Source organism: Pseudomonas sp. ARP3 (assembly GCF_001029595.1).
Classification (GTDB): domain Bacteria; phylum Pseudomonadota; class Gammaproteobacteria; order Pseudomonadales; family Pseudomonadaceae; genus Aquipseudomonas; species Aquipseudomonas rhodesiae.
Genome location: NZ_LEKF01000012.1, coordinates 21,855 through 47,980, shown reverse-complemented (window position 1 = coordinate 47,980; position 26,126 = coordinate 21,855). Strand labels below are relative to the sequence as shown.

The following is a 26,126-nucleotide window of genomic DNA, read 5'->3' as shown; positions in this document are numbered from 1 at the left end:
CATCCCTGTCTGAGCGGGTTGGAATGCGCTGAGCATAACCCGCTCGACAGGAGCTTGCCGCTATTGGCTGAAGGCGCCTTCGGAGAGGGTGGTCTCGATGTTGATGTCGGCGGTGGTCATCAGTTTGTGGACCGGGCAGCGATCGGCCACGTGGTGCAGCTCATCACGCTGAGCGTCGCTGAGCACGCCCTTGAGGGTCAGCTTGACGTTGAGCGTATAGCGGCCTTTTTGCTCTTGGGCGGCCTCGTGGGTCACTTCAACGGTGACACCGGTCAGCGGGATATCTTTTTTTTGCGCGTAGAGCCTGACCGTCAAGGCCTTGCACGAGGCCAGCGCGGCGTCGAAATAATCGTGGGGGGAGGGCGCAGAGTCGTCGCCACCCAGGTCTTTGGGCAGGTCGGTAAACAGCTCGTGGTGATTGATATTGACGCTGTGGCGATAGTTTTCGGTGTTCAGCGTATTGACGATAACAGACATGGCAAACCTCACAGGGATGGCAGGATGAAGGTCATGCAGTTATAGAGCATGCTGGCACTTAGGTGTTCCTGCTTTTTTTGGTATGAACCCGGCAAGGGAGGGCAGGGTCTACCTGTATCCCACGCCTATCGAGAGCTTACCGTGCCCTGGACCCGCTTGAGTCTTGCCCTGTTGGTCGCCTGCAGCAGCACCGCCTTGGAGGCGCGCGACTATGCCTACAGCGATGCGCACCTGCATTACGTGGATTTCTTTCAAGAAAGCGCGGGCATGGACAAACTGCTCAAGGCCATGACGGAAAATCGCATCGAGCATGTGATGATTTCTGGCATACCCGTGGCCAAGAAATGGCATGAAGACGAACCCAAGCGCCCACGCTACTACGCTGGCGATGATGCTGATGCCTACTGGTACAGCGCCACCGATGTGATCGTGGCGGCCGCGGTGAACAAGCTGACCCCGGCCCAGCGCCGGCACTTTCACCCGTTTCTGTCTGGCTTCAACCCCAATGACAAAAACTCCGACGCGCATATCCAGCGCATGCTCGACCTCAATCCGGGGCTGTGGCAGGGCATCGGCGAGGTGTTCACACGTCACGATGATCTGACGGCCCTGACGTCCGGCGACACCCCGCGCGCTAACAACGAGGCCATGACCCGCATTTATCACCTGGCCGCCGAAAACGACCTGCCGGTGATGCTGCATTCCAACATCACCTCCAAGCGCGAGCGCAACCCGCTGTACCTGGCCGAAGTGGAAGAACCGCTGCGCAACCACCCGCACACCCGGTTTATCTGGGCGCATGCCGGTACCAGCAAAGAGATTCACCGGCATCAGGTGCAGATGGACTTTCTATTGCCCACCTTGAGCCGTCTGCTGGAGTCGTACCCCAACCTGTATGTGGATTTGTCTTGGAGCATGCTCACTCCTTATCTGCTGGACGAGGCGGGCAAGCCACGGCCTGAGTGGGTGGCCCTGGTGGAGCGTTTCCCGGAGCGCTTTATGCTGGGCTCTGACGTCGTCGGACGCTTCAATAAGCTGGGTAAGGAAATGCACCGCTTCGACCCCTTTCTTGACGCGCTGCCTGAAGCGGTGGCCCGTAAAGTGGCGCGGGATAACTTCCTGGCCGTGCTGCCTAAGAGCAATCAAGATGACGGCGCTCCTTGAGCCCCCGTACCTGCACCAGGATTTTCCGAAGCCCATAAAAAAGCCCCGAACCAGTCGGGGCTTTTTTATGGGAACAACCTACAGGGCTTACTTGCCCTGCCAGCGCTTCAGCACCAGGGTGGCGTTGGTGCCACCGAAGCCGAAGCTGTTGCTCATCACGGTGTCGATCTTGGCGTTCTCGACAGTCTTGGTCAGGATCGGCATATCGGCGACGACCGGGTCGATCTCTTCGATGTTGGCCGAGCCGGCCATGAAGTTGCCTTCCATCATCAGCAGGCAGTAGATCGCTTCGTGAACGCCGGCGGCGCCCAGGGAGTGACCGGATAGGCTCTTGGTGGAGCTGATTTTCGGAGCCTTGTCGCCGAATACCGCACGCACGCCTTCCATTTCCTTGGCATCGCCGACCGGGGTCGAAGTGCCGTGGGTGTTCAGGTAGTCGATAGGGGTATCCACGGTGGACATGGCCATCTGCATGCAGCGGATGGCGCCTTCGCCGCTTGGCGCAACCATGTCGTAGCCGTCGGAAGTGGCGCCGTAGCCGACGATTTCCGCGTAGATCTTGGCGCCACGGGCCAGAGCGTGTTCCAGCTCCTCGACCACCACCATGCCGCCACCGCCGGCGATGACGAAACCGTCACGCTTGGCGTCGTAGGCTCGGGAGGCTTTTTCCGGAGTTTCGTTGTACTGGGTGGACAGCGCGCCCATAGCGTCGAACAGGAACGACTGGCTCCAATGTTCTTCTTCACCGCCGCCGGCGAAGACGATGTCCTGTTTGCCCAGCTGGATCTGCTCGACCGCGGTACCGATGCAATGTGCACTGGTGGCGCAGGCGGAGGAGATCGAGTAGTTCACGCCCTTGATCTGGAACGGCGTGGCCAGGCAGGCCGAAACGGTGCTGCCCATTGTGCGGGTGACACGGTACGGGCCGACGCGCTTCACGCCTTTTTCGCGCAGGATATCCAGCGCTTCCATCTGGTTAAGGGTGGATGCACCGCCCGAGCCGGCGATCAGGCCGGTGCGCACGTTCGAAACCTGGTCGTCGCTCAGGCCGGAGTCGGCGATGGCGTCTTTCATGGCCAGATAGGCGTAGGCGGCGGCGTGGCCGACGAAGCGGTAGATCTTGCGATCGATCAGTTCTTCGAGGGGCAGGTCGATGGAGCCGGAAACCTGGCTACGCAGACCCATTTCGGCATATTCCGGGTTGAAGCGGATGCCAGGGCGACTTGCACGCAGGTTAGCGGTGACGGTCTCTTTGTCATTGCCCAGGCAAGAAACGATGCCCAGACCAGTGATAACGACGCGGCGCATGCGGATAACCCTTAAAAGTTGTCAGTGGAAGTGAATACGCCGACCCGAAGGCCTTCGGCAGTATAGATCTCGCGACCGTCGACGCTCACCGAACCATCGGCGATGGCCAGGTTCAGCTTGCCCTTGAGGACGCGCTTGATTTGAATGTTATAGGTGACTTTCTTGGCGGTCGGCAGGACCTGGCCGAAGAACTTCACTTCGCCCGAACCCAGGGCGCGGCCGCGGCCCGGCAGGCCTTGCCAGCCGAGGAAGAAACCGACCAGCTGCCACATGGCGTCAAGGCCCAGGCAGCCCGGCATGACAGGGTCGCCTTCGAAATGGCACGCGAAGAACCACAGGTCCGGGGTGATATCCAGCTCGGCGACCAATTCACCTTTGCCGTACTTGCCACCCTCTTCGCTGATATGGGTGATGCGATCCACCATCAGCATGTTAGGGGCGGGCAGTTGCGCGTTACCTGGGCCGAACAGCTCACCGCGACTGCAGCGCAGCAGGTCTTCCCGGGTAAAGGCGTTTTGTTTGGTCATGCGAGCTCCTCAATAATCCCATGCGGCAGGGTAGGGCAAATCTTCCCGAACCGACTGAAGCGTTCATGCCTCACTCAGGCCGGCAGCCTACACATAGACTATTGCGTTGTAGTGAAAGTCACAGCGTCAAGGTACTGAATGTACACTTGTTCACTGAAATTTTAAACCGGGCCCGTTCAAGGGCCCGTTTGGGTGCCTAAGACTGCCGCACTTTCGCCTTTCACGCCAGTCGCAGTTGGCTGATAAGGCCGTATTACTGCACCCAACGCTGCAGGACATGCTGCAAATCCGTACGTTTGAACGGCTTGGCCAGGTAATCGTTCATTCCGGCCGCCAGACAGGCTTCACGGTCGCCCTGCAAGGCATTGGCGGTGAGCGCAATGATCGGCAAATCGGCGCAGCCGGGTAACTGGCGAATCTGTCGGGTGGCTTCGTAGCCGTCGATCAGCGGCAGTCGGCAGTCCATCAGGATCGCGGTGAAAATCAGGCTCTCGGCGCTGCGTATCGCCTCGGCGCCGTCGGTGGCCAGGCTCACCTCAAACCCCAGACTGCGCAGCATGGCCTCGACCACCGTGCGGTTGACCGGGTTGTCCTCCACCAACAGCACATGGCGCCCTTCGCCAGCGCTATTTTTACGTTCGGCATCCGGGGCGATGGACGGCAGGCTCTGCTGATCAATAGCCAGAGGGATTTCCAGGGTAAACACCGAGCCGCGACCTTCTTCGCTCTGGGCGCGCAGGGTGCCGCCCATGCGTTCGGCCAGTGTGCGGGCGATGGGCAGGCCGAGGCCGGTGCCGCCGTAACGTCTTGAAATGGAACTGTCGGCTTGCTGGAACGCGTCGAACATCAATTCCAGGCGTTCGGCGGAAATCCCGATGCCGCTGTCGCGCACCGTGCAGGTGAACCACACCAGTTCATGGTCGAGGGTCTGCCAGTGCGGCTCGACACTGACGCTGCCGTGTTCGGTGAACTTCAGCGCATTGCCGATCAGGTTCACCAGAATCTGGCGGATACGCGTAGGGTCGCCCCGCACCCGTAGTGCGTCCATACCCGGCGGGATCGGCAAGCGCAGCGCTAGCCCTCGTTGCTGGGCGCTATGTTGGAAGGCCTGGGCGCAACTGTTGATCAGGTCGGTGAGGTTGAACGGAATATGTTCCAGTTCCAGAGCCGCGCGTTCGATGCGCGAAAAATCAAGAATATCGTTGATCACCTTGAGCAGATGCTCGGTGGATTCGGAGGCTAGCGCCGCGTATTCGGTCTGCTCCTCAGTCATCTCGGTGGTTTCCAGCAATTGCAGCATGCCCAGTACACCGTTCATCGGCGTGCGCAATTCGTGGCTCATCATCGCCAGGAAATCCGACTTGGCATTGTTGGCGCGCTCGGCTTCTTCGCGGGTCTGGATCAACTGGGCCATGGCTTGCTGCTGTTCGCGGCTGGCCTGGTTGAGGCCTTCGGCCAGGTTGTTGATATGCCGCGACAAGTCACCCAGTTCCGAGTCGTCCACAATCGGCAGAGCCGTCTTGTACTGGCCTTGCTGAATGGCCTTCACGGCGTTGCCCATGGCGCTGATCGGCTGGGAAAGGCTGGCGGCCAGGCGTCGGGCGAGCAAGAAGGTAAACAGCAGCGTGAACAGCGCGAGAATCCCGGCCTTGAACAGGATTTCCTGCTGGCGTTGGCTGAACGCATCGTTGGACATGCCGACAATGACCCGGCCCAGATAATCCGCGCGCGGGGCCTTCGGCTCGGTGAGGTTGTCCTGGAAAAAGTCATTGCCCAGCTGAATGTGCTGCAGACGAATCGGCGCCTGGAACACTTTCACCGACAGCGAGCGGTCATGTTTTTCCGAGGGCTGTTCGACATATACCAAGATATTTTCGGCGCTGTCCTGGATTTCCAGAAAACGCACATGGGGCGTTGCCAGGGTGGCGCGCAGCAGGCTTTCGAGCACATCGTTGTTGCCGGAAATCACTCCGTATTCGGTGGCCGGGGCCAGTTGGTTGGCGATTAATTGGCCGGTGTGATCCAGCTCCTGGCGCAAGTCCTGGATACGCACGAAGGTAAAGAAGCTGATCAACAGCAACGTCAGTAGCAACGCCGGCCCCAAGGTAATGAGCTGGGTGCGGGTGTTGATGCCCCAACGACGGCGCAGGCTCATGGGCGTTTTTCTCCTTCGGCCAGGCGGGCGGCGACGTTGGCTTCGTCGAACTGTTCGATGCCCAGTGAGCGCGCCACTTGCGGGTTGCCCACGACTTTGAAGTGGTCCGGATACAGCGAGCGCGGCCAGTTGGCCGGGGCGTGGTCGAGCAGGCGGTCCAGCACCGCCAGCCAATCGGCCTGGTCGCTGTAGGTACTGGCCAAGCTGCCGGCCCGCACGAATCCTGCATTTGGGCCCACCAATGGCAATTGTTGGGCATAACTGCTCAGTAACAGGTTTTTCGCGGTTTTCGGGTTGTACAGCTGCGGGTCATCCAGGCCGAGCAGTACGTCGCTATTCCTGAACAGGTTTTGCAGCGGGCGACTGTCACTGATGGTGTCCCAGCGCTGGGGCACGATGGTCATGTCCAGGGGCTCCGCATGCTGGCGCAGTTCCGGCAGCAGGAACTCGCTCTCGGTGCCGTAAAGCACACCGATGCGGCGGGCTCGCGGCAGGATGCTGGCAATCAGGCGCAATTGCCGTTCCAGAGGCGGATCGCTCCACAGCAAGCTCACGCGCGGATGCTGGGCGGCGCCAGGACGCTGGTGAGCCTGCAACCGGCTGATACGCAGCACCAGTGTCGGTGGGCCCATGTTGTCTTGCAGGCGCCAATCGAGGCTGGCCAAGTCCAGCAGGATCAGGCGCGTGCTGGCAGGCACGCGACCGGGGGCGGGTAAGTCTTTGAGCGGGGTGAACGTTACGTGGTCTTCGGGACGTTGCTGGGCCAGGGCCTGGGTGAAAGCATGCACACCGTCACTGTCTTCGGCGGCGGTCAGCAGGATCTCGGCCGCCCACGTCGGCGACGCCAGCAGCAGGCACGCCAGCAGCGCACAATGGCGCCAGAGCTTATGGATAGAAAGGGAAGTCATCCGTGACGGGCCTGCCATGCTAGAACTCTAACTCTGCGCTGAAATACAGCACATGGCGCTGGTCGTAGGTGTTATCAGCCCAGGTGGTCGGCTGGTCGTCGAGGCGTTGTTGCAACATGCCGGCCAGCTCCACATTGGCTTTGCCCAACGCGATGCGCTTGGCCACCCGCAAGTCGACCCGTTCGAAGCGGTATTGGTTGAGCGCATCGTCGCCGTAGTAGAACAGCGCGCTGGACCAGCCATGCCCCCATTCACGCAGCCAGCCGGCCGAGCCACTGTTGCGCGCGGTTTGCGCTTTGTCCAACCGGTTGCTGGCGCTGGCATCGACATACGCATACGTCAGCCGCAGGCGGTCGGCGTTACTCACGCGCCAGTCGAACTGAGATTCGGCGCCGGTAAAGCGCGAGCTGTTGGCGTTGCTGGCGATGTATTGGTTATTGCGCAACGGCGAACTGATCATGTCGGTGATTTCGTCATAGAACAGTTTTACGTCCATGTTCAACCCGATGTCGGCGAAGAAGCCGTTATAGCCCAGTTCCCGCGAGCGCATCCGCTCTTTGTCGAGGTTACCCGGCCCCCGGGTTTTGACGAAGTATTGCGCGGAGGTCTGGCCAAACGCCGGGGAACTCAGGTTGGTGACGCGGTAGCTCCAGTTGACGTTGTTCTCGAACATGTCCGGCGAGCGGATCGCCTCGGAGTACACGGCGCGCAGGCCATGGCGCGGGTTGATCAGATAGTTGACCGCCACCCGCGGTGTCAGTGAATTGCCGCTCAGGTGGGTGTCTTCATACATGGCGCCGCCCTGCAGCAGCCAATGTTCGCTGGCGCGCCATTCCAATTGGCCGAACAGGCGCCAGGTGGTGTCGTCCAGGGTGCCGTTGAAGTAGGTGTCGGAGTCGGCGCGGTCGTAGCGGTAGTTCATGCCGCTGACCAGGCGCAGGCTGTCGGACAGGCTCAGCGTGTCCTGCAGCTCCAGGTCGTAGCGGCTTTCGCGGGTGCTTTGGTCGATATCGCCGCAGACGCTCTGGTTGGCGCCGTTGCGCCATTGATCCAACACCTGATTGGCCAGCGCTTGTTCGGCGGCACTGCCCGGTGGTGCGCTGCCTTGGCTGTAGACCTCCATATGCCGGGCCAGTTTTTCCGCGTAGTTGGGGTTCAATTGCCACAGCTGGGTCAGCTCGGGGCTGAACGAGACCTTGGCGTCGCAGGCTTTCCAGATTTGCCGACGATCCCATTGCTGGGCCGACCCTTGGATGTACAGGCTGTGTTCGGGGTTGAAATCGACATTCCAGCGCAGGGAAGCGGCGTAGTCCTTGGCGGTAACGTCAGAATTATTACCGCCTTCGGTGATGCCGGCGAACACCGGGCTGTAGGTATATGGACGCTGATTGGTGCCTTCCTTGGCATCCAATTGCCAGTCGATGCTTTGCTGCGCATTCAGCGTCTGGCTGACCGCCAGGCTGAAGCGGTTGAGGCGTCGGCCGTCACGGCGGTCGGCGCCGGCGGCGTCGTTGTCGAAGCCGTCGTCCTGTTGCCCGGACAAAGACAGGCGCAGATCGCCGGTCTCCCAACCCACGCCCTGGCTGGCATAGAAGTCGTTGATGCCGCGCTCGCCGCGAATCACCTTGACCCGCGAACCGTGGCTGTTGGCCGGGGAGCGCGTGAGGATATTGACCACCGCCATCAGTGCATTGGCGCCATAGCTGACGGTGTTGGGGCCGCGGAACACCTCGATGCGCTCGATATCCTCCATGGCCACCGGGATGTCGCTCCAGTCCACGGTGGCCAGACCCGCGCGATACACCGAACGGCCGTCGATCAACACCTGCATGCGCCGCGCGTCGCTGGCGCTGGTGCCGTGGTAGTTGACCGCCGCCTGATTGCCGCTGGTGTAGCCGACCATCATGCCCGGCACCAGACGCAGCAGTTCGCTGATGTCCCGCGCGCCGCTGGCCTTGATCAACTCGCTGTCGATCACCGTCATGCTGCCGGGTACGGCGGCGGCCGATTGCTTGAGGCGCGTGGCGGTCAATACCTGCGGCAGCGGCTGGCTGTCGAGGAATAGATCGTCGGCCAGCACGGCGTTGCTGCACAACAGCATCAGCAAGAGAGAGGAGCGCGGAGGAGGGCCCAGATACACGGTGCGGCCTTGATAATGACGGATAGCCGCCCATGTTAACTGAGGCGCGGCCATTTGCCATTCGTCGCGCCCGTAATTACGTCATGCCGCTATGGCATTTTCCGACAAACGCGCGAATTGACACGGGGGCTGGCCGCAAGCGGGTCGCTCCGTATAATGCCGCCATCGCCACTGGTATGGATTAACGGATTGCATATGACTGAACAGCGCCCTATTGCGGTCCTGGGAGGCGGAAGTTTCGGTACCGCCGTGGCTAACCTGCTGGCGGAGAACGGCCACCCGGTGCGCCAGTGGATGCGTGATCCCGAGCAGGCCGAGGCCATCCGTGTACACCGGGAAAACCCGCGCTACCTTAAAGGCATCAAGATCCACCCGGCAGTCGAGCCGGTCACCGATCTGCTGGCCACTCTTACAGACTGCGAGCTGTGTTTCGTCGCGCTGCCCTCCAGCGCCTTGCGCGCGGTGCTATCGCCCCATGCCGAACGCCTGGCGGGCAAGATGCTGGTCAGCCTGACCAAGGGCATCGAGGCGCAGACTTTCAAGCTGATGAGCGAAATCCTCGAAGAAATCGCGCCCCAGGCCCGCATCGGCGTGCTATCTGGGCCGAACCTGGCGCGGGAAGTGGCCGAGCACGCCTTGACCGCCACCGTGGTGGCCAGTGACGACGAAGCGCTGTGCGAGCGCGTCCAGGCGGTGTTGCATGGCCGCACGTTCCGGGTCTACGCCAGCAGCGACCGTTTTGGCGTGGAGCTGGGCGGCGCGTTGAAAAACGTCTACGCGATCATCGCCGGCATGGCGGTGGCACTGGGCATGGGCGAAAACACCAAGAGCATGCTGATCACCCGCGCCCTGGCGGAGATGACCCGCTTCGCGGTGAATCAGGGGGCCAATCCGATGACCTTCCTCGGGCTGGCCGGCGTGGGCGATTTGATCGTCACCTGCTCGTCGCCCAAGAGCCGCAACTACCAAGTGGGCTTCGCCCTCGGCCAGGGGTTGAGCCTGGATGAGGCCGTCACGCGCCTGGGCGAAGTGGCCGAAGGGGTCAACACGCTCAAAGTGCTCAAGGCCAAGGCCCAGGAGGCGGGTGTGTATATGCCGCTGGTCGCCGGGTTGCACGCGATCCTGTTCGAAGGGCGCACCTTGAACCAGGTCATCGAACTGCTGATGCGGGCCGAGCCCAAAACCGACGTCGACTTTATTTCCACCAGTGGTTTCAACTGAGGAACGCACCATGAACGATCCGAAAGCAGCCCCCAAGTATGAAGCCATCGGCCTGCGCATCCTGTGGATGCTGGTGTTTGCCCTGGTCTGGCAAGTGGCGCAGTTCCTCCTCGGTGTGCTGGTGGTGGTGCAATTGATTTATCGCCTGATCTACGGCGCGCCGAACCTCGGCTTGATGAATGTCGGCGACAGCCTCAGCCAGTTCCTGGCGCAGATCGGTCGTTTCGGCAGTTTCCATACCGAGCAAAAGCCTTGGCCGTTCGCTGATTGGCCGGCACCGCGCGTACCCGAAGGCGAAGCGGCTCACAGCGTGCCACCGGCGCCGCACCCGGTCCGCGACGAAGAGCCGAAACTGTGAAGCTGTGGATTCTGCGCCACGGCGAGGCCGAGGCCCATGCGCGCACCGACGCCGAACGCAACCTTACCGAGCGTGGCCGCGCTGAAGTATTGCGCAGCGCCGCGCACCTGATCGGTCAGCCCCTTAACGCGATCATCGCCAGCCCCTACGTGCGGGCACAGCAGACCGCCCGACTGGTGCGCGAGGCGTTGGGTTTTGTGCCGGACATTCGCACGGTGCCGTGGTTGACACCCGAGGGCAGCCCAGAGCAAGTGCTGGCGCATCTGGAGGCTGAGGACAACGTACTGCTGGTCAGTCATCAACCGTTGGTGGGCAATCTGATCAGCTTTCTGCAACACGGCCATTCGCGCCAGCCGCAGCCGATGTACACCGCCAGCCTGGCGCAGCTGGAGGGCGAATTTGCGTTGGCGGGGCTGATGAGCCTGGTGAGCTTAAAAAATCCTTAAGGGATGGATCTTCTTTGTGGGTGCTCTATAGTCAGCCGAGCAAGTGCTTGGTTGGTTATAGTCGGACCACAGAGGAGCGCGTTCCATGCCTGTCGCTGTTCGTTTGCCGCTACCGGTGTTATTCGAGCGAGAAACCCGTCACCCACACAAGACGTTTCTGGTGCAGCCCTTGGGCGGCGGCGAGGTGCAGCGCCTTACCTGGGCGGACGCGGGCCAGCAGGCCCGCCGCGCCGCCCAATGGCTGCGTGAGCGGGCGTTGCCCCCCGGCTCGCACATTGCCCTGATTTCGAAAAACTGCGCCCACTGGATCATCGCCGATCTGGCGATCTGGATGGCCGGGCACGTTTCGGTGCCGCTGTACCCCAATCTCACCGCTGATTCCGTCGCCCATGTGCTGACCCATTCCGAGGCGGCGCTGGTGCTGGTCGGCAAGCTCGACGACTGGCCCGCCATGGCGCCTGGCGTGCCCCACGGCGTGCCGACCATCAGTCTGCCGTTGTGCCCGCCTGGCGTGTTCGATTTCAGTTGGGCCGATCTACAAGCCTGCGCACCGATTGAGGACGATCCGACGCCCGATGCCACGGCGCTTGCAACCATCATCTACACCTCCGGCACCACCGGCCTGCCTAAAGGCGTGATGCACAGCTTCGGCGCCTTGGGGTTTGCCGCCACCCGTGGCACGCAACTGTTCGGCCTGGGGGAGGGCGATCGGTTGCTGTCGTACCTACCGCTGTGCCATGTGGCAGAGCGGATGTTCGTGGAATTGGCGGCGATCTACACCGGGCAAACGGTATTTTTCGCCGAGAGCCTCGACACATTTCTAACCGACCTGCGCCGGGCGAGGCCGACCGCTTTGTTCGGCGTACCGCGGATCTGGAGCAAATTCCAACTGGGTGTCTACTCCAGGGTGCCGCCGCGCCGCCTGGATAGGCTATTGCGCCTGCCGTTTATCGGGCCGCGTATAGGCCGCAAGGTCCTTGCCGGCCTGGGGCTGGACGCGCTGCGCGTTGCGCTGTCCGGCGCGGCGCCAGTGCCCGAAGCTCTGCTGCACTGGTATCGGCGCCTCGGGCTGGATGTACTGGAGGTGTACGGGATGACCGAAAGTTGCGGCTATTCCCACGTATGCCGCCCCGGCCAGCAGACCATCGGCTGGATCGGCACCCCATGCCCCGACGTCGAGGTGCGCATCGACCCCGCCGGTGAAGTGCAAGTGCGCAGCGAGGCCACCATGCTCGGTTACTTCAAAGACCCGGATAAAACCCGCGAAACCCTCACCGCCGACGGTTTCCTGCGTACCGGTGACAAGGGCGAGCAGGATGCCGAGGGGCGCCTGCGCCTGACCGGACGGCTCAAGGAAATCTTCAAGACCAGCAAGGGCAAATACGTCGCGCCAGCGCCCATCGAAAACCGCCTGGCCGAGCATGCACGGATCGAGCAGGTGTGCGTGGTCGGCGATGGCCTGGCGGCGCCGATGGGCCTGTGCGTGTTGTCGCAAGCGGCCCCGAGCGAAGCGCGCGCGACTTTGCAAGGCAGCCTTGAGCGTTGGTTGCAACAGATCAACGCCACGCTGGATAAACATGAGCGCTTGAGCCGATTGGTAGTGGTCAACGGCGTGTGGGGCGTGGAAAACGGCTTTCTCACGCCCACCCTCAAAATCAAGCGCAACGTGATCGAAGCGACTTACGGCGCACATTTGCACGCTTGGAGCGAGCGCACCGAAGCGATTGTGTGGCAGGATTAGGGTCATCATAAAAACACCAAAGGACACCTGCATGAGCCTGTGGCGCACCCAACCGAATATCGAACACCTCAATGCCAGCCAGAAAAACACCATCGGTGAATTGCTGGATATCCGCTTCGAAAGCTTCGACGACGAGTCCCTGACCGCGAGCATGGTGGTCGATGCGCGCACGCACCAGCCGTTTGGCCTGCTGCATGGCGGCGCGTCGGTGGTGCTGGCCGAGAGTATCGGCTCGATGGCCGCGTACCTGTGCGTGGACACCAGCAAGTACTACTGCGTGGGCCTGGAAGTAAACGCCAACCACCTGCGCGGTGTGCGTAGCGGGCGGGTAACGGCGGTGGCCAGGGCCGTGCATATCGGCCGCAGCACGCAGGTATGGGATATCCGCTTGAGCAACGAAGAAGGCAAGCCCACCTGCATCTCGCGCCTGACCATGGCCGTGGTGCCGTTGGGCGAGAACCCGCCGGCCCGATAGGCATGGCGTGAGTGTCATCATTCCTGGCAGTTACAGTCATTGCCGTGCCTGCCGGGCATGCTGACAATCGAGTTCGGTTATTGCAGATGGATCCGGTATGTCGCAGCACGTGTTTTTCGCCCACGCCAATGGGTTCCCATCGGCCACCTACGGCAAGCTCTTTGCGGCCCTGGCCCCGGAATATACGGTGGCCCACCTGCCGCAGCACGGTCACGACCCACGGTTTCCGGTGGATGATAACTGGCAGAACCTGGTGGATGAACTGATCCACCATCTGGAGCAGCAGCCGCAACCGGTGTGGGGTGTGGGTCATTCCCTGGGCGGCGTTTTGCACCTGCACGCCGCCCTGCGATGCCCGCAGCTGTATCGCGGCGTGGTGATGCTCGATTCCCCGGTACTGACCCGCGCCGACCGTTGGGTGATCCGTGCCGCCAAGCGCTTTGGGTTTATCGACCGGCTGACCCCGGCCGGGCGCACCCTCGGCCGGCGCGAGGAGTTCGCCGACCTGGATGCCGCGCGCAGCTACTTCGCCGGCAAGACCCTGTTTCGGGGCTTCGATCCGGATTGCTTCGACGCCTACCTGCAACATGGCCTGCAAACGGTGGGCGATCGTCTGCGCCTGCGCTTCGACCCGGCTACCGAAATCAGCATCTACCGCGGCGTGCCCCACACCAGCCCTGGCCAAGTGAGCCAGATGAAGGTGCCGCTGGCGGTGGTGCGCGGTCGGCAGAGCCGCGTGGTAATGCGTCACCACGCCAGCGGCGTCGGGCGTTTGCCCATGGGCGAAATGCTCACCATGCCTGGCGGCCATATGTTCCCCCTCGAACGCCCGCAGGACACCGCGACCTTGATCAAGAACCTGTTCGCCCGTTGGGACGCCCGTGAGCGCAGCTGCGCATGAGCACATCAGTCGAAGAAGTGCGCCTGAGCCTGCCCCATATCGAGTTGGCCGCCCATTTGTTTGGGCCCGAGGACGGTTTGCCAGTGATCGCCTTGCATGGCTGGCTGGACAATGCCAACAGCTTCGCGCGCCTGGCGCCGAAGTTGACCGGGCTGCGCATTGTGGCCCTGGACATGGCCGGCCACGGGCACTCGGCGCACCGCCCTGTGGGCGCCGGCTATGCCTTGTGGGATTACGTGTTCGACGTGCTGCAAGTGGCCGAGCAACTGGGGTGGAAACGTTTTGCATTACTGGGGCATTCCCTCGGCGCCATTGTGTCCATGGTGCTGGCCGGGGCCTTACCCGAGCGTGTGACCCACCTGGGGTTGATTGACGGTGTGATCCCACCCACTGCGCCGGGCGAAAATGCGGCCGAGAGGCTAGGCATGGCATTGCAGGCGCAATTGAACCTGCAGGGCAAACGTAAACCGGTGTACGGCACGCTGGAGCGCGCGGTCGAGGCGCGCATGAAAGGCTTGGTAGCCGTCAGCCGCGAGGCCGCTGAACTGCTGGCCCAGCGCGGTTTGATGCCGGTGCCTGGCGGTTACACCTGGCGCACGGACAGTCGCTTGACCCTGGCTTCGCCAATGCGCCTGACCGATGAGCAGGCGATGGCCTTCATACGGCGAGTTGACTGCCCTACGCAATTGGTGGTCGCTGCCGACGGCATGCTATCGAAACATCCCGAATTGCTTTCCCAGCTACCCTTTACGGTAACCACGCTGCCTGGTGGCCATCATTTACACCTGAATGATGAGCCTGGCGCGGTCCTTGTTGCAGACTGTTTCAATCGGTTCTTCTCCGCGCCTTGACTTGGCGCGGTCAACTGCCGAGGCTGGGCGGATTGAACGGGAGTCAACCATGCACATATTCAACACCGATCTTAATACCGCGACGCTTACCCTCGGTCAGGGCTCACCAATCCGATGAGCGTGCGCAACCGATCTATTCGTGCTCTGGGGTTATGCGTATTCAGCCCGTTGGTGTTCGCCGCCGACGTGCCGGGCAGCCAGGACCTGCCCGCCGTGGCCCGTCAGGTCGACGCGCAGATTGTCGATTATCGCCCCGCCGAAGAAAAAGAACGCATCTACCCCCTGGGCGCGATCCGCAAGATCAGCGGCCAACTGCGTTATGAAGGCCAGGCCCTCGCGCGGGGCCAGACTACCGCCATTACCTATGAACTGCCCCCCGAGCACAGCTCCAGTGCGGCGTTCACCGCCACACGCGAGGCGTTGCAGGCCCAGGGCGCGCAACTGCTGTTCTGGTGCAAGGCCCGGGACTGCGGCGAAAGCAGCCTGTGGGCCAACGAGGTTTTCGGCAACGCCAAGCTGGTGGGCGCCGATAGCCAGCAGGAATACCTGCTAGTGCGCCTGGCCGAGCCCCAGGCCAATTCGCTGGTCGCGCTGTACGGCATCACCCGTGGTAATCGTCGCGCCTACCTGCATGTGGAGCAATTGGACGCCGCGACACCGCTGGGCGACCTGTTGCCCACCTCGGCCACACTGTTGCGCGAGCTCAAAAGCACCGGCGAGCTGGACTTCCCCGCATTGAACGGTGAACCGGACGCCACGTGGCTGACCCTCATTTCCCGTGGCCTTAACCTGGATACCACCCTGCGCGTAAGCCTCAGCGGTCCGAATGCCGAAGCCTGGCGTCAGGCGCTGATCGAGCAGGGCGTGCGCGCGGCGCGTATGGAGAGCGGCAACGGTGAAACCCAAGGTCTGCACCTGCATCTGATACGCTGATCGCCACCTGGCGAATGGACCCGCGCCGTTCGCCTAATCTTTCTTCCTAAAGCCTCCTTTTTCAGAGATTCCCCATGCTCAATAACGATCGCCTGCTGGTGCAAATCCTGCTGCTGGTGCTGTTCGGTGCCAGTTTCTGGGTGTTGGCGCCGTTCTGGTCGGCGCTGTTCTGGGGCGCGGTGCTGGCATTTGCCAGTTGGCCGCTGATGGTGTTGCTCACGCGTTGGCTGGGTGGGCGCGAGTCCCTGGCTGCCGCGATCCTGACCTTGGGTTGGATGCTGCTGGTGGCGGTGCCGCTGGTATGGCTGGGGTTCAACCTGGCCGACCATGTGCGTGATGTCGTGGCATTGATCAAGGATATTCAGGTCGATGGCCTGCCCGAGGCGCCGACGTGGCTGGGCGCGATCCCGTTGGTAGGCGAGCGATTGGCGGCGATGTGGGACAGCATCGATCAGCAGGGCGCTGCGTTGATGGTCAGCCTCAAACCGTACCTGGGGCAGGTGGGCAACTGGCTGCTGGCGCGCAGCGCGCAGATCGGCGGGGGCATTCTGGAACTCACCCTGAGCCTGGTCTTCGTGTTCTTTTTCTACCGCGACGGGCCGCGTTTGGCGATGTTCGTCCATCGTTTGCTGGAACGCTTGATCGGCGACCGCGCCGGTTACTACATCGAACTGGTGGCCGGAACCGTGCAACGGGTGGTCAACGGCGTGATCGGCACGGCTGCGGCCCAGGCCGTGCTGGCGTTGGTGGGGTTCATTATTGCCGGCGTGCCTGGGGCGCTGGTGCTGGGCATCGTCACCTTTATGCTCAGCCTTATTCCCATGGGCCCGCCGCTGGTGTGGATCCCGGCCACCGCGTGGCTGGCCTGGAAGGGCGATTACACCTACGCGATATTCCTCGGCGTGTGGGGCACCTTCATCATCAGCGGCGTGGACAACGTGCTCAAACCCTACCTGATCAGCCGTGGCGGCAACCTGCCGCTGGTGATCGTGCTGCTGGGGGTGTTCGGCGGCTTGATTGCCTTTGGCTTTATCGGCTTGTTTATCGGTCCGACCTTGCTCGCAGTGGCCTATAGCCTGTTGATGGATTGGAGCGCAACTCACGCCCAGGGCCGTCGGGACGACCAGGCTCTTTAAGCCCTGGGCAAGCGCATCACCGCGGTCAAGCCGCCGCCCGGGGTTTCTTCCAGGCACAGGCGGCCGCCGAGGCGTTCCACGGCTTCCTTGGCAATCGTCATGCCCAGGCCGACACCGCCAGAGTTGCGGTTGCGTGAGCCCTCCAGTCGAAAAAACGGCTCGAACACCGCCTCGCGCTTGTCCGCCGCAATCCCGGGGCCGTGGTCGATTACCCGGATCACCAGCGCTTCACGGCTGTCGGTCAGTTCGATACGCGCCGTGCCGGCGTACCGCAGGGCGTTGTCGATCAGATTGTTCAGGCACGAACGCAAGGCCATGGGTTGCACCTGCAGCGGTGCGCAGGTGCCGGCAAACTGCACGTCGCAGCCTTGGTCCTGGGCGTTTTCGCTCAGGGATTCCACCAGCGCCTGCACGTCCAGCCAGTGTCGGGTCTCGCTGGTGCGTTGTTCGTGCAGGTAACTCAACGTCGCGTCCAGCATGCCGATCATGTCGTCCAGGTCCTGGCGCATCTGGCCCTGGAGTCGGGTGTCTTCGATCTGCTCCAGGCGCAACTTGAGGCGCGACAACGGCGTGCGCAGGTCATGGGACACCGCGCCAAGCATGCGTGCGCGTTGGCTGACCTGCTCGCGGATGCGCCGTTGCATCAGGTTGAAGGTCGATGCGGCCTGTTGCGCTTCCAGCGGGCCGGATTCGTTGAGCGGCGGGCTGTCGAGGTCCAGGCTCAAGCGTTCGGCGGCTTCGCTCAGACGCTGTATCGGCCGGCTGAGCAGCTTGGCGCCATACCAGGCGGCAATGATCAGCGAAATAAATTGAAACGTCAGGGGCACCACCGGGCCGCCGAACCAGGGTCGCTGATGCTTGGGCAAGGGTTTCATCGTGCCGTCCGACTGCTCGATAAAGGTCTCCTCGGGCGGCGGCGGGGGCGGGCCGTAGTGGTGAAACCAGAAAAACGCCAGCCCATGGGCCAGCACAATGGCCACCAGCAACACGCCGAACAGCCGCCCAAACAGCGTGTTGAAGGTGCCGCGCATCAGCCGATGTCCCGTGCGTCGAACAGGTAGCCTTCGCCGCGCACGGTCTTGATCAACTGCGGTGCCTTGGGGTCATCCCCGAGTTTTTGCCGCAGGCGCGAGACCAGCAGGTCGATGCTGCGATCGAACGCTTCGATGGAACGCCCGCGCGCGGCATCCAGCAATTGCTCGCGGCTCAGCACCCGGCGCGGGCGTTCGATAAATACCCAAAGCAGGCGAAATTCGGCATTGGACAGCGGCACCACCAGGCCGTCGTCGGCCACCAGCTGGCGCAGCACGCTGTTCAGGCGCCAGGTGTCGAAGCGGATATTGGCGCGCTGCTCGCTGCGATCGTCGCGCACGCGGCGCAGGATGGTCTGGATGCGCGCCACCAGCTCGCGGGGCTCGAAGGGTTTGGACATGTAGTCATCGGCCCCCAGTTCCAGGCCGATGATGCGGTCGGTGGGTTCGCAGCGCGCGGTGAGCATCAGGATCGGAATATCCGACTCGGCCCGCAGCCAGCGGCACAGCGACAGGCCATCCTCGCCCGGCAACATCAGGTCGAGCACCACCACGTCGAAAGTCTCGGCGTGCATGGCCTGGCGCATCTCGGCGCCATCGTTGACACCGGTGGCCAGAATACTGAAGCGGGCCAGGTAGTCGATCAGCAGTTCGCGGATCGGCACATCGTCGTCGACCACCAGTGCGCGGGTCGTCCAGCGCTTATCGTCGGCGCTGGCCGGGTCTTTTTGCTCGTCGTTCACAGGGGCGCAAGGAGTTTGCATAGTGCGGTCATCTGCCAGGTGATTGCGGTCAGCATAGGCGCCCAGCCCCATGGCTGGTAGTGCTGGTCGGTGGGTCGTGCGAGCGAGGCTAGCGGCGGGGCGTGTTGGGGGCGTGTCGTGAATGTATCGGATTTGAAATATATGCGCGAAATGCCGGCCTGCGCACGCTTGGTCAGTATTTACCGATCATCGGATCCCGCAACGGCGTCGCTTGCGCTACAATCCGCGCCGATTTCGACTTGCCTGAGAGCCCATTCCAATGTCCGCCTGCCAGACTCCTATCATCGTCGCCCTGGATTACCCCACCCGTGACGCCGCACTGAAGCTGGCTGACCAGTTGGACCCAAGCCTCTGCCGGGTCAAGGTCGGCAAGGAACTGTTCACCAGCTGCGCCGCGGACATCGTCGGCACCCTGCGTGACAAAGGCTTCGAGGTGTTCCTCGACCTGAAATTCCACGATATCCCCAACACCACCGCCATGGCTGTCAAGGCGGCTGCGGAAATGGGCGTGTGGATGGTCAACGTGCATTGCTCCGGCGGCCTGCGCATGATGAGCGCTTGCCGTGAAGTGCTGGAACAGCGTAGCGGCCCCAAGCCGCTGTTGATCGGTGTGACCGTGCTGACCAGCATGGAGCGCGAGGACCTGGCCGCGATCGGCCTGGATATCGAGCCTCAGGAGCAGGTACTGCGCCTGGCGGCCCTGGCGCAGAAAGCCGGCCTCGACGGTCTGGTGTGCTCGGCCCTGGAGGCCCAGGCGCTGAAGGCCGCGCACCCGTCGCTGCAACTGGTCACCCCCGGCATTCGCCCGGCGGGCAGTGCTCAGGACGACCAGCGCCGCATCCTGACCCCGCGCCAGGCACTGGACGCCGGCTCCGACTACCTGGTGATCGGTCGTCCGATCAGCCAAGCGGCGGATCCGGCCAAGGCGCTGGCGGCAGTGGTTGCCGAGATCGCCTGATCACGTCAAGCGCGAGCCACTGACGAGAACGCCTGCACCCTGAACAGACGGGATGCAGGCGTTTTTTTTGGCCAGTGCGCTTAGACCTTCAACACCAACTTGCCAAAGTTCTCGCCGTTGAACAGTTTCATCAGGGTTTCCGGGAACGTCTCCAGCCCCTCGACAATATCTTCCTTGCTCTTGAGCTTGCCTTGCGCCATCCAGCCGGCCATTTCCTGCCCGGCGGCGGCGAAGTTCGCGGCATGATCCATGACCACGAAGCCTTCCATCCGTGCGCGATTGACCAACAGTGACAGGTAATTGGCCGGGCCTTTGACCGCTTCCTTGTTGTTGTACTGGCTGATTGCGCCGCAAATCACGACCCGAGCCTTGAGGGCCAGGCGGCTGAGCACCGCGTCGAGAATATCGCCGCCAACGTTATCGAAATACACATCCACACCTTTGGGGCATTCGCGCTTGAGGGCGGCGGGTACGTCTTCGTTCTTGTAATCGATGGCCGCATCGAAGCCCAGCTCATCCACCAGGAATGCACATTTGTCGGCTCCGCCGGCAATGCCCACCACGCGGCAGCCTTTGAGCTTGGCGATCTGACCGGCAATGCTGCCCACGGCGCCGGCGGCACCGGAGATCACCACCGTCTCACCGGCCTTCGGCGCGCCAGTCTCCAGCAAGGCGAAGTAGGCGGTCATGCCGGTCATGCCCAGGGCGGACAGATAGCGCGGCAATGGTGCCAACGTTGGGTCGACCTTATAGAAACCCCGGGGCTCGCCGAGGAAATAATCCTGCACCCCCAGGGCGCCGTTCACGTAATCGCCGACGGCAAACTTGGGGTTGTTGGACGCAATCACTTTGCCTACGCCCAGCGCGCGCATTACTTCGCCGATGCCGACCGGTGGGATGTAGGACTTGCCCTCATTCATCCATCCGCGCATGGCCGGGTCGAGGGACAGGTATTCGTTACGCACCAGTACTTCACCGTCCTTGGGGGTGCCCACTGGGACTTCCTGGTACGTGAAGGTATCCCGCGTAGCGGCGCCGACCGGGCGTTTGGCGAGCAGGAATTGGCGATTGGTCTGGGCGGTCATGGCAGGGACTCGTTAGAAATGAATGCTCAGTGATAGACCCTGGCGGGCCTGGGAGCAAGGTCGGCGAGAGGTGCGAATGCTCGTCGATAGGCCGCGCTGATGGTAGGCCCAGTCGCCTTATCACTGCCGCTCATGCAGCGCCAACCGGCCTTTTGATAGTGCTGACGTGTGCATCATGACCTTGGCTAGACTCCCGCCACGTATATTTCCTCCATAGGACATCCCTCCATGAGCATGACGTTTTCCGGCCAGGTCGCCCTGGTCACCGGCGCCGCTGCGGGTATCGGCCGCGCTACTGCCCTGGCGTTCGCCGCCGAAGGTTTGAAAGTGGTGGTGGCCGACCTGGATGTGGCCGGCGGCGAAGGGACGGTGACGCTGATCCGTCAGGCCGGTGGCGAGGCGTTGTTCGTGCGCTGCGACGTGACTCAGGAAGCCGAGGTGCAGCAATTGATGGCGCAGACCCTGGCGGCGTATGGGCGTCTGGACTACGCCTTCAATAACGCCGGTATCGAGATCGAAAAGGGCAAACTTGCCGACGGCAGCCTGGACGAGTTCGATGCCATCATGGGCGTCAACGTCAAAGGCGTGTGGCTGTGCATGAAGCACCAGTTGCCGCTGCTGCTGGCCCAGGGCGGCGGTGCCATCGTCAACACCGCTTCGGTGGCGGGCCTGGGGGCGGCGCCGAAGATGAGCATATATGCCGCGTCCAAGCATGCGGTGATCGGCCTCACCAAGTCGGCGGCCATCGAATATGCGAAAAAGAAAATCCGCGTCAATGCCGTATGCCCGGCGGTGATTGACACCGATATGTTTCGGCGCGCCTATGAAGCCGACCCGCGCAAGGCCGATTTCGCCGCCGCCATGCACCCGGTGGGGCGTATCGGCAAGGTCGAGGAAATCGCCAGCGCGGTGCTGTACCTGTGCAGCGATGGCGCGGCGTTCACCACCGGCCAGGCATTAGCGGTGGACGGTGGCGCAACAGCGATTTAGGACGCGGTGTGACGCCCCATTCGAAAAGGTCTGGGAGGGATGTGGGGCGTTTCCGGAGCTGGCTAAACGCCGCGATCGAATATGTATCACAAGGTAAATAACTCAATAAAATCAATACTTTAATAAATCTTGGCGAACGGTCATCACGCGCTTCTGTGCTTAACTCGTTGGGTTGAAAACAAACAGTTGAAGTGAGTGGCGCATGGATTTAGGGATCGATCGACAAGCCCTTGTACCGGTGGTGCAGCAAATCGTCAGTGCAGTGACGCAATGGATTCGCAAGAACGAGGTGAGCCCCGGCACTCGCTTGCCGTCGGTGCGGCGGTTGGCCCTCGATAATCTGCTCAGTCAGTCCAGCGTGATCGAAGCTTTAGAGCGCATGGTCGCCCAAGGATTGCTGGCCCACAGGCACGGCGCCGGCTTTATGGTGGCCGAGCCGCCTGTGGCCCATGAGTGCCAATGGTATGAAGGCGCCGAGCGCGACTGGGGCGATTTTGCCGATAGCCCCTTGGGCGAGTTGAAGCTAGGCTGCGGCTGGCTGCCGGAGGCCTGGCATGAAAGCGATGACATCAGTTACGCGATTCGCGAAGTCAGCCGTACCGACACCGCCGGGCTGTTCAATTACAGCACGCCATTGGGCTTGCCCGTGTTGCGTGAACAACTGCTTAAGCGCCTGACGCACCTTCATATCGACACTCGTCTTGATTGCATTCTCACCACCGGTGGCGCCAGTCATGCCGTGGATTTGCTGATCCGTGTGCTACTGCGCGCCGGTGACTGCGTGGTGGTGGAAACCCCGGGATACGGCAATCTTTACCGGCAACTGGCGTTCCATGGTGTGCACCTGCTGGAAGTGCCGCGCACACCGGGCGGGCCGGACATCCAGGCGCTCGAAGCGCTGTTGCAGCGCCATCGTCCAAAATGCTTGTTCACTCACAGCCTGTATCACAACCCGACTGGCTCCAGCCTGTGCCGTGTCGTGGCCGAACGGCTACTGGAGCTGGCTCGTCGCGATGACTTCCTGATCATTGAGGAGGATGTCTACGGCGACCTGCAGCACGCCACCTGCACCCGGCTCGCGGCGTTGCCCCATGAAGGTCGGGTGATTTACGTGGCCAGCTTTTCCAAGACCTTGAGCAGTGCTTTGCGCGTTGGCTACCTCTGCGCGGAAGCAAGTCTTATCGCCCGGCTGGCCACCCTCAAGATCTCCACCGGTTTCGGCACCTCGCGGTTTGCCGAAGCGGTGGTCAGCACGCTGCTGGCCAACGGCACCTATCGCAAATGGGTGCAGCGCTTGCGCAAGCGGCTGAGCACCGAGATGGCCGCTACCTTACAGGTGCTGGAAGACGAAGAGTGGGAGGTGTTTACCGTGCCCGCCGGCGGCATGTTCCTATGGGCGCGACCGGGGGCGAATGCCTTCTCGCGGGTGCAGGCGTTTGCCCGCCGGCTCGGTGTTTTGCTCTCGCCGGGCTCACTTTTCAACCCAACCGGCGAATACAGTGAGTGGCTGCGCATCAATGTAGCCTATGCTTCAGACCAACGGGCTCTGGCGCTGATGCGTGCCGTGGGGCCCGCTAGATCGACCTCGACCATTCTGAAAACGACGGGCGTGTAGCTTTTTGCCATTATTCCGGCGTCAGTGTCTTGTGTTGAGGCCCCTGTCGTTGCCAATCTGCTGCTTGTCTACCGGGCTTGATGGCATCTGCCATTGCAAGAGGATCAAGTGCAATGATTTCGGCCGTGCAACGACGTTTCGCCAACCTGGGTATGGCGAAAAAACTGGGCTTGGGTTTCACCCTGGTGCTGCTGTTGACAGCGGTAGTGGCGGCCATCGGCGTATGGTCCCTGCAAACCGTCGGGCAACGGTTCGAAGGGCTCAAGGCCATGTCCTCGCTCAACAGCGGTTTGCTCAAGGTGCGCTTGATCGAACAGGACTACGCTTTGCAAGCCGACCCCAAGGCGGTCGACGCGCTGCATGAGGCCGTCGATGCCCTGGCCGCTGAGGCGGCCAGCCTCAAGACCCAATCCGCTGCCAATGTGCCAGCCATGACCGATGTCGAGCAGGCCCTTGCCGCCTATCGCAAGGCTTTCGATGAGTTTGTCGAACTGACCCAGACCAAGGACCTGGCCCTGGAAATGGCCAGTTGGTCAGTGTCCAGCGTGGCCAACAACCTTGATGTGTTGCAGGCCGGTCTGGCGGACGACGGTGCCTATGGGCTCAAGGAAAGCCAGGGCAAGGAGGGCGCCGAGTTTATCGAGCAGGCCGGTCAGGTTAGCCAGGTGTCGCGCTTGATGCTGCAAGCCATGAACGAAGCCCATGTGCGTCTGAATCAGAGCCGTAAGGTAGACGAAGATAATACCGAGCAAGGCAAGATCGAGCAGGCCGAACAGGCCCTGGCGCAGGTCGAGCAGTTGAAAACCTCAGTCAAGGATGCGGGCTACCAGACCGTACTTGGCGAGGTGTCGGGACATATTGCCGCCTTCGGCGAAAAACTCGGCGAATACACGGACCTGCTGGCTCAGGAAAAACTGGTTTACACACAATTGCATGATCGAGCGGAGCAGGTGGTCAGTCGGGTCAACCAGGCCTATAACGCCGAAGATCAGTCGATGCAGGCGCAATTGAAGAAAAGCGCGTTGCTGATAATCGGCTCGTCGGCACTGGCCCTGCTGGTGGGCTTGATTGCATCTTGGGTGATTACCCGCTTGATCGTTGCGCCCCTGCGCAGTGTGATCTCCGTGGCTCAGCGGATTGCCGATGGTGATTTAAGCGGTCGGATGGAGGTCAACCGGCGCGATGAAATCGGCCAGTTGATGCAGGCCATGCAGCAGATGGGTAATGGTTTAAGCCATATGGTCAGCGGGTTGCAGGCTGGTATCGAGCAATTGGCCAGCTCCGCGCATTCGCTGTCCAGCGTGACCGAGCAGACCAATGTCGAGGTGAGCGGCCAGAAGGAAGAGACCGAGCAGGTGGCCACCGCCATGAACCAGATGACCGCCACTGTGCACGATGTGGCGCGCAACGCCGAAGAAGCGGCGCAGGCGGCACAGACCGCCGACGAGAAAGTCGACAGCGGCCAGCGGGTGGTGCGTCAGAGTTTGCAGCGCATCGAGCTGTTGGCCACGTCCAGCACAGGCGCCAGTGCCAGCATCGAAAGCCTGAGTGCGGAAATCCAGCATATCGGTACGGTGTTGAGCGTGATCAAAAGTGTTGCCGAGCAGACCAACCTGCTGGCGCTGAACGCCGCCATTGAAGCCGCACGGGCGGGCGAACAGGGCCGCGGCTTTGCCGTCGTGGCCGATGAAGTGCGAGCGTTGGCCAAGCGTACGCAACAATCGACCGAAGAGATCGAACGGCTGGTCGGCACCTTGCGCAGCGCCGCACAAACGTCGGTGCAGCAGATTCAACAGAGTGGTGAACTGGTGAAGCTGGCGGTCAGCGATGCGCTGGAAACCGAAAGTGCTCTGGGCAGCATTGCGTCAGCGGTGTCGCTGATCCAGCAGATGAATCAGCAGATTGCCGCCGCCGCCGAGGAGCAAAGCTCGGTGGCCGAAGAGATCAACCGCAGTGTCACCAGTATTCGAGCCAGCGCCGATCAGTCGGCGTTGAGCATGCAGGAGAACGCCGCGTCGAGTATCGAGCTGGCGCAGTTGGGCGCCGAACTCAAGGGTATGGTGGGGCACTTCCGCCTCTGATCGCCGCGCTGACGGCGACCAAAGGCGCGGCCAATTAAGCGTGGTTGGCCAGAAACGTCAGCAGGGCTTCATTGACGAAGTCCGGGTTTTCCCGCGAAGAGATATGCCCCGCGTCCGGAATCGGGATCAGGCTGCAACCGATCAGCTCGGCCATTTCTGCCGATTCTGCCGGTGGCCGAGGCTTGTCCTGCTGGCCGCACATTACCAAGGTGGTGTCGCGGTCCAGGCGCGGCAGCTGCGCGAGCACATCCTTGCGACTGAAGATCAGCCGGCCCAGAGGCACAATGCTGTCCAGCAGGCGTTCCCGGGGGAAGTCTCGCAGGGACTGGCGAAAGTTCTGATACAACGCCGACTCGCGGTCAATTTCGGCGCGGAAGAAAATCGGTGCGATCACATCCAGCAGCGGCTCAGGGATGGCGCCGGCTTCTTCAATCATCTTGAACAGTGAGAAATAGTACTGAAGCGTGGCCTCGGGCTCGGCGCCCAGGTACGTGTCCATCAGTACTAGGCTGTTAACGCGCTCAGGCGCGAGCAGGGCAAGGCGCGCGCCCCACATGCCGCCGACCGACAGACCCACCAGGTTTACGCTGAGGATAGCCAACTGGTCCAGCAGGGCCAGGGACTGGCGCGCCAGGTCGTCAAGAGATTGGGTGCGCGGGGGCAGTGGGCCCGATTCGCCGTGGCCCCATAGCTCGGGCACGATCACGCGGTACTTTTGCGACAGCGCCTCGACCTGCGGCGCCCACATAGTGCGGTCCCACAGGTAACTCGAGCCCAGCAGGACAGCCGGGCCGCAGCCCTGGTCGATGTAATGCAGCGGTTGTCCATCAATCACGGCGACAGGCATAGCAGGCCCCTTTC

Annotated in this window: 24 protein-coding genes and 1 pseudogene; 15 read left to right on the top strand and 10 right to left on the bottom strand. The window is 62.1% G+C overall.

Features of this window, described 5'->3' with window-relative positions:
• Positions 1-60: 60 nt before the first annotated feature.
• On the bottom strand, positions 61-477 hold the full coding sequence (locus tag ABX75_RS15355) for an OsmC family protein (RefSeq protein WP_047882240.1): 417 nt from the start codon (positions 475-477) through the stop codon (positions 61-63).
• Between the two features lie 141 nt (positions 478-618).
• Here ABX75_RS15355 and ABX75_RS15350 point away from each other — a divergent pair, with 141 nt between their 5' ends.
• Positions 619-1,641: an amidohydrolase family protein gene (locus ABX75_RS15350; protein ID WP_047882239.1), complete on the top strand. Its 1,023-nt coding sequence runs from the start codon at positions 619-621 to the stop codon at positions 1,639-1,641.
• 87 nt (positions 1,642-1,728) lie between these two features.
• Here the strand turns inward: ABX75_RS15350 and fabB are convergent, their stop codons facing one another.
• From fabB to ABX75_RS15325, 5 genes are all read right to left on the bottom strand, one after another.
• Positions 1,729-2,949, bottom strand: a complete 1,221-nt coding sequence (gene fabB / locus ABX75_RS15345; RefSeq protein ID WP_034096678.1) for a beta-ketoacyl-ACP synthase I — start codon at positions 2,947-2,949, stop codon at positions 1,729-1,731.
• Positions 2,950-2,960: 11 nt separating this feature from the next.
• A complete protein-coding gene (fabA, locus tag ABX75_RS15340; protein ID WP_010211704.1) occupies positions 2,961-3,476 on the bottom strand; it encodes a 3-hydroxyacyl-[acyl-carrier-protein] dehydratase FabA in 516 nt (171 codons plus the stop codon).
• Positions 3,477-3,729: 253 nt separating this feature from the next.
• The gene (locus tag ABX75_RS15335) at positions 3,730-5,631 is read right to left on the bottom strand and encodes an ATP-binding protein (protein WP_034096679.1); all 1,902 of its coding nucleotides are present in this window, start codon (positions 5,629-5,631) and stop codon (positions 3,730-3,732) included.
• Positions 5,628-6,557, bottom strand: coding sequence for an ABC transporter substrate-binding protein (locus tag ABX75_RS15330; RefSeq protein ID WP_047882238.1), 930 nt, complete (start codon positions 6,555-6,557; stop codon positions 5,628-5,630). Before ABX75_RS15330 ends, ABX75_RS15335 begins: the two co-directional genes overlap by 4 nt.
• Position 6,558: 1 nt before the next feature.
• The gene (locus ABX75_RS15325) at positions 6,559-8,679 is read right to left on the bottom strand and encodes a TonB-dependent receptor (RefSeq protein WP_323156847.1); all 2,121 of its coding nucleotides are present in this window, start codon (positions 8,677-8,679) and stop codon (positions 6,559-6,561) included.
• 195 nt (positions 8,680-8,874) lie between these two features.
• On the opposite strand from ABX75_RS15325, the gene ABX75_RS15320 reads away from it, so the two are divergent.
• The 9 genes from ABX75_RS15320 (at position 8,875) to ABX75_RS15280 (ending at position 16,741) form a co-directional block, all read left to right on the top strand.
• The gene (locus ABX75_RS15320; RefSeq protein ID WP_034112718.1) at positions 8,875-9,900 is read left to right on the top strand and encodes an NAD(P)H-dependent glycerol-3-phosphate dehydrogenase; all 1,026 of its coding nucleotides are present in this window, start codon (positions 8,875-8,877) and stop codon (positions 9,898-9,900) included.
• A gap of 10 nt (positions 9,901-9,910) precedes the next feature.
• Positions 9,911-10,258, top strand: a complete 348-nt coding sequence (locus ABX75_RS15315; protein WP_034096682.1) for a DUF4389 domain-containing protein — start codon at positions 9,911-9,913, stop codon at positions 10,256-10,258.
• Positions 10,255-10,704 carry a phosphohistidine phosphatase SixA gene (gene sixA / locus ABX75_RS15310; RefSeq protein ID WP_047882236.1) on the top strand — a complete coding sequence of 150 codons (450 nt, stop codon included), beginning with the start codon at positions 10,255-10,257 and terminating at the stop codon, positions 10,702-10,704. The genes ABX75_RS15315 and sixA overlap by 4 nt, the downstream gene beginning before the upstream one ends.
• 85 nt (positions 10,705-10,789) lie before the next feature.
• A complete protein-coding gene (locus ABX75_RS15305; RefSeq protein WP_047882235.1) occupies positions 10,790-12,445 on the top strand; it encodes an AMP-binding protein in 1,656 nt (551 codons plus the stop codon).
• A 31-nt stretch (positions 12,446-12,476) separates the two neighbouring features.
• Positions 12,477-12,920: a hotdog fold thioesterase gene (locus ABX75_RS15300; protein WP_034112721.1), complete on the top strand. Its 444-nt coding sequence runs from the start codon at positions 12,477-12,479 to the stop codon at positions 12,918-12,920.
• Positions 12,921-13,017: 97 nt separating this feature from the next.
• Positions 13,018-13,821 (top strand): alpha/beta fold hydrolase, encoded by an 804-nt coding sequence (locus ABX75_RS15295; protein ID WP_047882234.1) that lies wholly within the window; start codon positions 13,018-13,020, stop codon positions 13,819-13,821.
• Positions 13,818-14,672, top strand: coding sequence for an alpha/beta hydrolase (locus tag ABX75_RS15290; RefSeq protein ID WP_040266362.1), 855 nt, complete (start codon positions 13,818-13,820; stop codon positions 14,670-14,672). The genes ABX75_RS15295 and ABX75_RS15290 overlap by 4 nt, the downstream gene beginning before the upstream one ends.
• 114 nt (positions 14,673-14,786) lie before the next feature.
• Positions 14,787-15,605, top strand: a complete 819-nt coding sequence (locus tag ABX75_RS15285) for a DUF4892 domain-containing protein (RefSeq protein ID WP_034112723.1) — start codon at positions 14,787-14,789, stop codon at positions 15,603-15,605.
• 74 nt (positions 15,606-15,679) lie between these two features.
• Positions 15,680-16,741, top strand: coding sequence for an AI-2E family transporter (locus ABX75_RS15280; protein WP_047882233.1), 1,062 nt, complete (start codon positions 15,680-15,682; stop codon positions 16,739-16,741).
• Here ABX75_RS15280 and ABX75_RS15275 read toward each other — a convergent pair.
• Positions 16,738-17,772: a HAMP domain-containing sensor histidine kinase gene (locus ABX75_RS15275; RefSeq protein ID WP_034096690.1), complete on the bottom strand. Its 1,035-nt coding sequence runs from the start codon at positions 17,770-17,772 to the stop codon at positions 16,738-16,740. The two genes, ABX75_RS15280 and ABX75_RS15275, sit on opposite strands and share 4 nt — an antisense overlap.
• Positions 17,772-18,536: a response regulator gene (locus ABX75_RS15270; RefSeq protein WP_034096795.1), complete on the bottom strand. Its 765-nt coding sequence runs from the start codon at positions 18,534-18,536 to the stop codon at positions 17,772-17,774. Before ABX75_RS15270 ends, ABX75_RS15275 begins: the two co-directional genes overlap by 1 nt.
• 259 nt (positions 18,537-18,795) lie before the next feature.
• On the opposite strand from ABX75_RS15270, the gene pyrF reads away from it, so the two are divergent.
• A complete protein-coding gene (gene pyrF, locus ABX75_RS15265) occupies positions 18,796-19,494 on the top strand; it encodes an orotidine-5'-phosphate decarboxylase (protein ID WP_034096691.1) in 699 nt (232 codons plus the stop codon).
• Positions 19,495-19,574: 80 nt separating this feature from the next.
• Here the strand turns inward: pyrF and ABX75_RS15260 are convergent, their stop codons facing one another.
• Entirely contained in the window at positions 19,575-20,579 is a 1,005-nt protein-coding gene (locus tag ABX75_RS15260; protein WP_034096692.1) for an NADP-dependent oxidoreductase, read from the bottom strand.
• 228 nt (positions 20,580-20,807) lie between these two features.
• Between ABX75_RS15260 and ABX75_RS15255 the strand changes: the two genes are divergently transcribed.
• From ABX75_RS15255 to ABX75_RS30020, 4 genes and pseudogenes are all read left to right on the top strand, one after another.
• Positions 20,808-21,569, top strand: a complete 762-nt coding sequence (locus ABX75_RS15255; RefSeq protein WP_034096693.1) for an SDR family oxidoreductase — start codon at positions 20,808-20,810, stop codon at positions 21,567-21,569.
• 202 nt (positions 21,570-21,771) lie between these two features.
• Entirely contained in the window at positions 21,772-23,184 is a 1,413-nt protein-coding gene (locus tag ABX75_RS15250; RefSeq protein WP_034112727.1) for a PLP-dependent aminotransferase family protein, read from the top strand.
• Positions 23,185-23,264: 80 nt separating this feature from the next.
• Positions 23,265-24,356, top strand: a pseudogene (locus ABX75_RS30025) (HAMP domain-containing protein); the annotation flags it as partial.
• Complete coding sequence (locus tag ABX75_RS30020) at positions 24,348-25,265, top strand: methyl-accepting chemotaxis protein (RefSeq protein ID WP_371263995.1); 918 nt, start codon at positions 24,348-24,350, stop codon at positions 25,263-25,265. The pseudogene ABX75_RS30025 and the gene ABX75_RS30020, both read left to right, overlap by 9 nt.
• 34 nt (positions 25,266-25,299) lie before the next feature.
• On the opposite strand, the gene ABX75_RS15240 is transcribed toward ABX75_RS30020, so the two are convergent.
• Complete coding sequence (locus ABX75_RS15240; RefSeq protein WP_047882231.1) at positions 25,300-26,112, bottom strand: alpha/beta fold hydrolase; 813 nt, start codon at positions 26,110-26,112, stop codon at positions 25,300-25,302.
• Between the last annotated feature and the right edge of the window lie 14 nt (positions 26,113-26,126).

Coding starts and splice junctions, on each gene's coding strand:
- ABX75_RS15355 (WP_047882240.1), bottom strand. CDS start 477: ATGTCTGTTATCGTCAATACGCTGAACACCGAAAACTATCGCCACAGC.
- fabB (WP_034096678.1), bottom strand. CDS start 2,949: ATGCGCCGCGTCGTTATCACTGGTCTGGGCATCGTTTCTTGCCTGGGC.
- fabA (WP_010211704.1), bottom strand. CDS start 3,476: ATGACCAAACAAAACGCCTTTACCCGGGAAGACCTGCTGCGCTGCAGT.
- ABX75_RS15335 (WP_034096679.1), bottom strand. CDS start 5,631: ATGAGCCTGCGCCGTCGTTGGGGCATCAACACCCGCACCCAGCTCATT.
- ABX75_RS15330 (WP_047882238.1), bottom strand. CDS start 6,557: ATGGCAGGCCCGTCACGGATGACTTCCCTTTCTATCCATAAGCTCTGG.
- ABX75_RS15320 (WP_034112718.1), top strand. CDS start 8,875: ATGACTGAACAGCGCCCTATTGCGGTCCTGGGAGGCGGAAGTTTCGGT.
- ABX75_RS15315 (WP_034096682.1), top strand. CDS start 9,911: ATGAACGATCCGAAAGCAGCCCCCAAGTATGAAGCCATCGGCCTGCGC.
- ABX75_RS15305 (WP_047882235.1), top strand. CDS start 10,790: ATGCCTGTCGCTGTTCGTTTGCCGCTACCGGTGTTATTCGAGCGAGAA.
- ABX75_RS15300 (WP_034112721.1), top strand. CDS start 12,477: ATGAGCCTGTGGCGCACCCAACCGAATATCGAACACCTCAATGCCAGC.
- ABX75_RS15295 (WP_047882234.1), top strand. CDS start 13,018: ATGTCGCAGCACGTGTTTTTCGCCCACGCCAATGGGTTCCCATCGGCC.
- ABX75_RS15290 (WP_040266362.1), top strand. CDS start 13,818: ATGAGCACATCAGTCGAAGAAGTGCGCCTGAGCCTGCCCCATATCGAG.
- ABX75_RS15285 (WP_034112723.1), top strand. CDS start 14,787: ATGAGCGTGCGCAACCGATCTATTCGTGCTCTGGGGTTATGCGTATTC.
- ABX75_RS15280 (WP_047882233.1), top strand. CDS start 15,680: ATGCTCAATAACGATCGCCTGCTGGTGCAAATCCTGCTGCTGGTGCTG.
- ABX75_RS15275 (WP_034096690.1), bottom strand. CDS start 17,772: ATGCGCGGCACCTTCAACACGCTGTTTGGGCGGCTGTTCGGCGTGTTG.
- ABX75_RS15270 (WP_034096795.1), bottom strand. CDS start 18,536: ATGCAAACTCCTTGCGCCCCTGTGAACGACGAGCAAAAAGACCCGGCC.
- pyrF (WP_034096691.1), top strand. CDS start 18,796: ATGTCCGCCTGCCAGACTCCTATCATCGTCGCCCTGGATTACCCCACC.
- ABX75_RS15260 (WP_034096692.1), bottom strand. CDS start 20,579: ATGACCGCCCAGACCAATCGCCAATTCCTGCTCGCCAAACGCCCGGTC.
- ABX75_RS15255 (WP_034096693.1), top strand. CDS start 20,808: ATGAGCATGACGTTTTCCGGCCAGGTCGCCCTGGTCACCGGCGCCGCT.
- ABX75_RS15250 (WP_034112727.1), top strand. CDS start 21,772: ATGGATTTAGGGATCGATCGACAAGCCCTTGTACCGGTGGTGCAGCAA.
- ABX75_RS30020 (WP_371263995.1), top strand. CDS start 24,348: ATGGAGGTCAACCGGCGCGATGAAATCGGCCAGTTGATGCAGGCCATG.
- ABX75_RS15240 (WP_047882231.1), bottom strand. CDS start 26,112: ATGCCTGTCGCCGTGATTGATGGACAACCGCTGCATTACATCGACCAG.